This is a genomic window from Streptomyces sp. NPDC001027 (assembly GCF_040299045.1).
Classification (GTDB): domain Bacteria; phylum Actinomycetota; class Actinomycetes; order Streptomycetales; family Streptomycetaceae; genus Streptomyces.
Genome location: NZ_JBEPBI010000310.1, coordinates 1 through 7,649, shown reverse-complemented (window position 1 = coordinate 7,649; position 7,649 = coordinate 1). Strand labels below are relative to the sequence as shown.

Annotated in this window: 9 protein-coding genes; 3 read left to right on the top strand and 6 right to left on the bottom strand. The window is 71.7% G+C overall.

Annotated elements, in window-relative coordinates; all coding sequences use genetic code 11:
- From ABT300_RS38990 to ABT300_RS38980, 3 genes are all read right to left on the bottom strand, one after another.
- A partial coding sequence (locus ABT300_RS38990) for a chaplin family protein (RefSeq protein ID WP_351686403.1) occupies window positions 1-865 on the bottom strand: 865 nt, incomplete at its 3' end.
- Between the two features lie 107 nt (window positions 866-972).
- A complete protein-coding gene (locus ABT300_RS38985) occupies window positions 973-1,200 on the bottom strand; it encodes a chaplin (protein WP_054240076.1) in 228 nt (75 codons plus the stop codon).
- Window positions 1,201-1,513: 313 nt separating this feature from the next.
- Window positions 1,514-1,924, bottom strand: coding sequence for a rodlin (locus ABT300_RS38980; RefSeq protein ID WP_351686399.1), 411 nt, complete (start codon window positions 1,922-1,924; stop codon window positions 1,514-1,516).
- Window positions 1,925-2,150: 226 nt separating this feature from the next.
- Between ABT300_RS38980 and ABT300_RS38975 the strand changes: the two genes are divergently transcribed.
- From ABT300_RS38975 to ABT300_RS38965, 3 genes are all read left to right on the top strand, one after another.
- Window positions 2,151-2,561: a rodlin gene (locus ABT300_RS38975; protein ID WP_351686392.1), complete on the top strand. Its 411-nt coding sequence runs from the start codon at window positions 2,151-2,153 to the stop codon at window positions 2,559-2,561.
- A gap of 105 nt (window positions 2,562-2,666) precedes the next feature.
- The gene (locus tag ABT300_RS38970) at window positions 2,667-3,695 is read left to right on the top strand and encodes an LCP family protein (protein ID WP_351686389.1); all 1,029 of its coding nucleotides are present in this window, start codon (window positions 2,667-2,669) and stop codon (window positions 3,693-3,695) included.
- A 130-nt stretch (window positions 3,696-3,825) separates the two neighbouring features.
- Window positions 3,826-4,233 carry a rodlin gene (locus ABT300_RS38965; protein WP_351686386.1) on the top strand — a complete coding sequence of 136 codons (408 nt, stop codon included), beginning with the start codon at window positions 3,826-3,828 and terminating at the stop codon, window positions 4,231-4,233.
- 79 nt (window positions 4,234-4,312) lie between these two features.
- Here the strand turns inward: ABT300_RS38965 and ABT300_RS38960 are convergent, their stop codons facing one another.
- From ABT300_RS38960 to ABT300_RS38950, 3 genes are all read right to left on the bottom strand, one after another.
- Complete coding sequence (locus ABT300_RS38960; protein WP_351686383.1) at window positions 4,313-5,830, bottom strand: vWA domain-containing protein; 1,518 nt, start codon at window positions 5,828-5,830, stop codon at window positions 4,313-4,315.
- A gap of 138 nt (window positions 5,831-5,968) precedes the next feature.
- Window positions 5,969-6,823: an ABC transporter permease gene (locus tag ABT300_RS38955; protein WP_351686380.1), complete on the bottom strand. Its 855-nt coding sequence runs from the start codon at window positions 6,821-6,823 to the stop codon at window positions 5,969-5,971.
- On the bottom strand, window positions 6,820-7,649 hold an 830-nt coding region (locus ABT300_RS38950), incomplete at its 5' end, for an ABC transporter ATP-binding protein (protein WP_351686377.1). The genes ABT300_RS38955 and ABT300_RS38950, both read right to left, overlap by 4 nt.

Here is a 7,649-nt window from a genome sequence, read left to right as displayed (position 1 = left end):
AGTGACCCCCGCCGGGCGGCGTGCTGTGGCCCCCGCCGGGAGGCGTGGAGTGACCACCGCCGGGCGGCGTGCTGTGGCCCCCGCCGGGAGGCGTGGAGTGACCACCGCCGGGCGGAGTGGAGTGACCACCGCCGGGCGGAGTGGAGTGCCCTCCGCCAGGAGGCATGGAATGGCCACCGCCGGGCGGGGTGCTGTGCCCGCCGCCGGGAGGCGTGCCGTGACCGTGCCCGCCGCCGGGAGGCGTGCCGTGACCGTGCCCGCCGCCGGGAGGCGTGCCGTGACCGTGGCCGCCGCCCGGAGGCGTGTGGCCTCCGCCGCCGCAGGTGTCGCCGTAGCCGCCGCAGTCGTCGCCGTGTCCGTGCCCGTGGCCGCCCTGCTGACCGGAGTCCCCGTAGCCCGAGTCCCCGTAGCCGGAATCGCCGTAGCCCGAGTCGCCGTAACCGGCCCCCTCCTCGTCCGATTCGCCGTAGCCGGAGTCGCCGTAACCGGGCTCTTCGTCGTCCGAGTCGTCGTAGCCGTAGCCCGGGTGGTCTTCGTCGGACGCGCCGTAGCCGGAATCGCCGCCGTGCGGGTCGTCGTGGCCGTTCGGTGTCCCGTGCACGCGGTTCCCGCGGACGCCCACGTGCTCGGCGCAGGCGTTGCCGAACGCGGGGTCGAGCGCGGCGACGAGGTCCGCCGAGTTCCCGCAGACAGTCAGCGGGACGTGCAGCGGGGCCTCTACGCGGTTGCCCGCGAGGGCACCTGGTGAACCGTTGGCCGCCCCCTCGGCGTTCGCGTCGGCGAGGGCGTAGCCGCCCCCGCACAGGGACAGAATGCTCGTCGCGGCGGCGGCCGCGACCATTCCCCTGCTCAGGGTCTGTCGCAATCTCGTGGTCTTCCTGCTCGGAGAAGTGGGAAAGGCCGGCCTCGGACCACACGGAAGTCGTCCAAGGCCGGCCCGCACCCGGCCGGACGGCCGGGAACGACATGTCGTCAGTCGTTGATGCAGACGTTGCCGCCGGTCGGGTTCAGCGCGGCGATGACGTTGATCGAGTTGCCGCACACGTTGATCGGAATGTGGATCGGAATCTGGACGACATTGCCGGACAGGACGCCCGGGGAGCCGATGGCAGCGCCGTTGGCACCGGCGTCGGCGAAGGCGGGGGCAGCCCCGCCCAGGGCCAGGATCAGACCCGCGACAACAGCAGCGCTCTTCTTCATGGGTTTCCCTTCTCTGCGGTCATGCCTAGATGACGGTCGAAACCGAGCGAGCGCAACTGGAAGGGCTCGCACCATGACTCGCAGGCTGCAAACGAGAGATAGACATCCGAAGAAACTGACGAACGCGCGTCGTCCGTGAATTCACTCGAACGCCTTCATACAATTGACCCGCCGGAATCAACGGGGAGAAACGATTCGCCTGAGCAGTGCAACAAAAATTGACAGAACATCAGGAAAGTTCGCCGGTCGAACAGCGAAGCCGGACGGTCCGCCGAAAGAGGCACGGACCGTCCGGCGCACGGCGCCGCGGGCGTCAGTGGTTGGCCACGCCGTTGCCCGAGAGGGCGGAGATGTCGTCCAGGATGTGCGACAGGGGCTCGTCGCCCTTGGCCTGGGTGCTGTTCTCGGCGCACTGCTGGTCCTGCGGCGAGGCCAGGACGTTGACGTCCTGAACGTCGATCGGGACGGCGCCCAGGATGCTCTGCACGCCCACCTTGAGCGGCAGGCCCACGCACAGCTTGTTCAGCGAGCTCTGGACCAGAGTGGCCTGCGGGCTCATGTCGCCCTTGGTCACCGAGTTGCCGAACGCCTCGCGCGCCCCGTTGCCGCTGGCGGAGGTCGTGCCCGCGTCGTCCCCGATGGCGAACGCCGTGGGGGCGACGGCCGCCGACGCTCCGATGACGGAAGCGGCGACCGCAGCCGCGGCCATTGCCTTCTTCAGCATTTCGATTTCCTTTCCCTGCCCTGGCTCCGTGCCAGGACCATGTGCCTGCCACCGGAAAACCGGATGCGGAGTGAATGGTTGCGGCCCTTCACCCGATCGGTTTGTCCGACCCGACGACCGGATTTCCCGCCAATAGGCCATCGGAGTGAACAGTGGCAACGAAGCAGCCCAGAATGCGTTGTTCAGAGCGCTCCGGTGGACGGGGTTCTCACGAAGGGACTTACAAGTGATCAAGAAGGTACTGGCCACCGCTGCGGTCGCCGCCTCCGTCGCCGGCGTCTCCGCCGCCGCGGCAGCCCCGGCGCTCGCCATCGGCAACGACAGCGGCACCACCTCGGCCAGCGGCAACGGCGCGAGCCAGTCGTTCGGCAACTCGGCCACCTTCGGCAACATGAGCCCCCAGATGGCGCTCATCCAGGGCTCGTTCAACAAGCCGTGCATCGGCCTGCCCGCCAAGATCGGGGCGCAGGGCCTCCTCGGCGCCGTCCCGATCAACGTCCAGGACGTCAACGTCCTGTCCTCCCCGCAGAACCAGCAGTGCGTGGAGAACAGCACCCAGGCCAAGGGCGACGAGCCGCTGTCGCACATCCTGGACGACATCTCGGTGCTCGCCGGCAACGGTGCGGCCAACCACTGAGTCCGACGTGGTGAACGGGTTCTTTTCCTGAGCCCCGGGGTGGTTTCTCCGCCCCCGCAGCGGGCCGCCGGATCATCGGCGGCCCGCTGTTCTAGCGTGCCGCGGGTGACGACGAAGAGAAACCTACTGCCACGTCGGCTGGCGATTCCCTCAATCGTCCTGGCCGCCGCCGGCGCGCTGCTCGGCAGTTCCGCGCTCCCCGCCCGGGAGCACGCCCCGCGCGCGATGAACATCCTGCTGATGGGCACCGACGAACGGGACACCATCTCCGCCGACGAGAAGCACGAGTTCCGCGCCGGCGGCCAGGCCTGCGGCTGCACGGACGTCCTGATGCTCGTCCATCTGTCGGCGCGGCGGGACCGCGTCAGCGTGGTCGGTCTGCCCCGTGACTCCTGGGCTCACATCCCGCAGTACCGCGGCCCGGACGGCAAGCAGCGCAAGGCCCATCCGGCGAAGCTCAACGCGGCGTACCAGGAGGGCGGCGCGGAGCTCACCGTCAAGACCGTCGAGTCCATGACCGGGCTGAACGTCGACCGGTTCGTCCAGGTGGACTTCCGGCGCTTCATGGACTCCGTGGACGAGGTCGGCGGCGTCGAGGTGTGCACGCCGCGGCGGCTGAAGGACTTCGCGACCGGCATGGACCTCAAGCCGGGCAAGCACCGGCTCGGCGGCGGGCAGTCACTGCAGTACGTGCGCTCGCGGCACGTCGACACCAGCGCCGACCTCGGCCGCATCCAGCGTCAGCAGCGCTTCCTGCTGCAGTCGTTGCTCGAGGTGCAGGCCCGCAGACTGCTCGACGACCCGCGCCGCACCCTGCATCTGGTGCGCACCTTCCTCGGGGGCGGTCAGCCGGGGTTCTCGCTGCACGAGCTCGCCCAGGAGGCGGCCGCGCTGCGCAGGCTGCCGGACGCGGCGACGGAGTTCACGACCGCGCCGATCGGCGGGTTCGCCCCGGCCTCGCTGGGCATCGGCTCGGCGCTGGCCTGGGACGACCGGAAGGCGGACGCGCTCTTCACGAAGGTGCGCAGGGACCAGCCGCTGGTCGCCGAGGGCAAGAACCCCAGGCCGAAGGATCCGCCGACCGTTCTCGGCAGCACGGTGGCGGTGCGCGGGAGCGCGTACGCGTGCAGGTGAGGGGCGCGCGGTGCAGGCGGCCGGTGCGCTGGGCCGATCGGGGCACATTACGCAACCCCGGGCGGGGGCGGGGCGTTGTTGATCATGCGGCTCCTCCCCCGGTGTCCGCGCCTTTCGAAAGGGAACGAACATGAAGAAGCTGTGGGCATCCGCGGCCCTCGCCGCCTCGGTCGCCGGTCTCGCGGCCGTGAGCGCCCCGCAGGCCCTGGCCATCGGTGACGACAGCGGCACCACTTCCGCCAGCGGCAACGGCGCCTCGTCGGAGTTCGGCAACTCGGCCACCTTCGGCGACATGAGCCCGCAGCTCTCGCTGGTCCAGGGCTCGCTGAACAAGCCCTGCATCGGCCTGCCCGCCAAGCTCGGTCTGCAGGGCCTCGTCGGCGCCGTCCCGATCAACGTCCAGGACATCAACGTCCTGTCCTCCCCGCAGAACCAGCAGTGCGTGGAGAACAGCACCCAGGCCAAGGGCGACGAGCCCCTGTCGCACATCCTGGACGACATCTCCGTGCTCGCCGGCAACGGCGCGGGCAACGGCTGAGCATCGGCCCCACGTACCGCGACGGCGGGTCACCGGTTCTCCGGTGGCCCGCCGTTTCGTGCGCCGTCCCCGGTGTGTCCTACAGGTCCAGGTGGTTCGCGTCGGCGATCGCGTCGGCGAGGGCGGTGACGTCCGCGTCCTTCGTCTTCCTCGCCAACGTCTCGGCGCTCTCCTGCAGTTCGGCGAGGCCGGGGGCGTCCGGGAGCCTGCTCTCGGGGCGGCGCAGGGCGTCGGCGAAGTAGGCGGCCGTCGCCGTGACCCGGAAGCGGACGGAGGCGTCGGCGAGGTCGTCGCGCAGGGCGCCGGTCTCCAGTCGGCCGGAGGCCTCGTGCGGGGTGCGGGTCTCGGGGTCGAGCCAGCGGACGGTGGCGGTGGCGAGACGTCCGTCGGCGCCGGGCTTGACGCGCACGGCGTACAGGGCGGTGACCGTGTGGCCGGGGCCGACCTCGCCGCCGTCGACGCGGTCGTCGCGGAAGTCGTCGTCGGCGACCTTGCGGTCGTCGTAGCCGACGAGGCGGAACTCGGCGACCGTGTCGGGATCGAAGGCGACCTGGGCCTTGGCGTCGCGGGCGGTCAGGTCGACGTTGCGCGGGAGGTCGTCGCAGAAGACCTTGCGGGCGTCGCTCTCGTCCGACACGTAGACGGTGTGGCCGTCGCCCTTGTCGGCCAGGCGTTCCATCAGAGCGTCGCCGTAGTCGCTGCCGACGCCGACGCCGAAGAGGGTGACGCCGTGTTCGCGGCGGGCGGTGTCGATGCGCTCCAGAATCGCGTCGGCGTCGGTGTCGCCGGTGTTGGCGAGGGCGTCCGAGATCAGGACGACCCGGTTGGTGGCGTCCTTGCGCAGTCCCTCGACGGCGGTGGCGTAGCCGGTCTCCACGCCGGCCCCGAGGTTGGTGGAGTCGGTGGGTTCCAGGCCGTCGACGGCGTCGTGGACGCGGCCGCGGTGGCCGCCGAGCCGGGTCATCGGCAGGACGGTCTCGGCCTCCCCGCTGAACGTGACGAGGGCGACGGAGTCGTCGTCGCGCAGACGGTCGGTCATCGTGTCGAGGGCGGACCTGGCGAGGTCCAGGCGGCCGGGTTCGCCCATCGAGCCGGAGACGTCGATGACGAAGGTGAGGGCGGCGGGCGGGCGCTCGCCCTGCTGCGCGGCCGTGCGGGTGGCGAGGCCCACGCGGACCAGGGACCAGTCGTCGTCGCCGGTGCGGGCGCCGTCGACGGTGACCGAGAAGCCGTTGCCGTCCGGGCGTTCGTAGTCCTGGCGGAAGCTGTTGACGAACTCCTCGGGACGCACGGTGGCGGGGTCCGGGCGGCGGCCCTCGGCGAGGGTGCGGCGGGCGTAGCCGTAGGACGCGGTGTCCACGTCCAGGGCGAAGGTGGAGAGGCGGTCGGAGCGCCCCTCGTCGCTGTTTTCGCCGCTCTTCTCGTCGCTCCTCTCGCCGGCGCGCGGTGCGCTCGGCGCGGGGAGGGGCTCGGTGCGGTGGGCCGCTCCGTCCGCCGCCTTGCCGCCGCCGGAGTCCTCGCCCGCGCCGCAGCCGGTCAGCAGCAGTGCCGCTGCGGCCGTGACGGCGAACAGCGCCGATGCCCGGTGGTTCCTCATGTCTGCCCCCTGTGTCCGTCGACGTCTGTGACTGTGACGGGGCAGGGGGCCGGAACGTGCGGCACGGGGTGTTGCGGAAGCGTCTCGAAAGGGACACGGGGGGCGGTCTCCGAGACCGGTGGGTGATCCTCCGGTGACCTAGGAGACGACGTCCTTGCGGGCGAAACCCCGGAAGGCCAGGGCGAACAGCACCAGGGCGTAGGTCACGGAGACGGCGGCGCCCTGGATCATGCCGGACCACTCGGGGGTGGGCTGGACGGCGTCGGCCCAGGCGAACTGCCAGTGCGCGGGGAGGAAGTCGCGCCAGTCGCCGAGGGCGGTGACGGCGTCCAGGACGTTGCCGACGATGGTCAGGCCGACCGCGCCGCCGACCGCGCCGAGGGGGGCGTCGGTCTTCGTGGAGAGCCAGAACGCGAGTCCCGCGGTGACGAGTTGGGAGACGAAGACATAGCCGACGACCACGACGAGCCGCTGGGCGGCCGTGCCGGAGTCGAGCGCGCCGCCGGTGGGCAGCTCCAGCGGGCCCCAGCCGTAGGCGGCGCTGCCGACCGCGAGGGCGACGACCGGCAGCAGGACCATCGCGGCCAGGCTGAGGCCGAGGCCGACGACGAGCTTGGACGACAGCAGCCGGGCGCGGGGCACGGGCGCGGCGAGGAGGTAGCGCAGGGAGGACCAGCCGGCCTCCGAGGCGACGGTGTCCCCGCAGAACAGGGCGACCGGGATGACGAGCAGGAAGCCCGCCGACACGAACAGGTTGACCGCGGCGAAGTTGGCGCCCGAGGCGGTCGCCGTGTCCATCAGGGTCACCTGGCCGTTGCGGCCGCCGGGCTCGCCGCCGATGGCGAAGGCGATGAGCAGGACGAACGGCAGGGCGGCGAGGATGCCGCCCATGATCAGCGTGCGGCGGCGCTTGAGCTGGCGGACCAGCTCCACGCGCAGCGGCAGGGTGCGGCCGGGCTGGTAGCCGGAGGCGACCTCGGTGAGCGTGCTCATGCGGAACCTCCGATCAGGGTGAGGAAGGCGTCCTCCAGGCGGCGGTGCGGGCCGACCGAGGTCACCGGCACGTCGAGCCGGACGAGTTCGGCGATCAGGCGCCGGGCGGTGCCGTCGGCGTCCAGGCGGATCAGCAGGCCGTCGTCGACGGGGAGCGCGGAGGCCACGCCGGGCAGCGCGGCGATCTTCTCGACGATCGGCTCGTCGACGGGGACGGCGGCGCCGACGAGGAGGGTGTCGCCGGAGCCGACGATCTCGGCGACCGGGCCGGCCTGGACGAGGCGGCCGCGGTCCATGACGACGAGGTGCGTGCAGGACTGCTCGACCTCGGAGAGCAGGTGGCTGGAGACGATGACCGTGCGGCCGGCCGCCGCGTAGCGGATCATCACCTCGCGCATCTCGCGGATCTGCGGCGGGTCGAGGCCGTTGGTGGGCTCGTCGAGGATGAGCAGGTCCGGCAGGCCGAGCATGGCCTGGGCGATGGCGAGGCGCTGGCGCATGCCCTGGGAGTAGGTGCGCACCGCGCGGGCGAGGGCGTCGCCGAGGTCGGCGATCTCCAGGGCCTCGTCGAGGTGGGCGTCCTCGGCGGGGCGGCCGGTGGCCCGCCAGTACAGCTCGAGGTTCTCCCGGCCGGTCAGGTGCGGCAGGAAGCCGGCGCCCTCCACGAAGGAGCCGACGCGGGAGAGCACGGGGGCGCCGGGGCGGATGGCGTGGCCGAAGACGCGGATCTCGCCGCCGTCGGGCGTGATCAGGCCCATCAGCATGCGCAGGGTCGTCGTCTTGCCGGCGCCGTTGGGTCCGAGCAGACCGAGGACCTGGCCCTTCT

What these genes read in the sequence shown, in the direction of transcription:
- ABT300_RS38965 (WP_351686386.1), top strand. Translation starts at nt 3,826, where the DNA reads ATGAAGAAGCTGTGGGCATCCGCGGCCCTCGCCGCCTCGGTCGCCGGT.
- ABT300_RS38980 (WP_351686399.1), bottom strand. Translation starts at nt 1,924, where the DNA reads ATGCTGAAGAAGGCAATGGCCGCGGCTGCGGTCGCCGCTTCCGTCATC.
- ABT300_RS38960 (WP_351686383.1), bottom strand. Translation starts at nt 5,830, where the DNA reads ATGAGGAACCACCGGGCATCGGCGCTGTTCGCCGTCACGGCCGCAGCG.
- ABT300_RS38985 (WP_054240076.1), bottom strand. Translation starts at nt 1,200, where the DNA reads ATGAAGAAGAGCGCTGCTGTTGTCGCGGGTCTGATCCTGGCCCTGGGC.
- ABT300_RS38955 (WP_351686380.1), bottom strand. Translation starts at nt 6,823, where the DNA reads ATGAGCACGCTCACCGAGGTCGCCTCCGGCTACCAGCCCGGCCGCACC.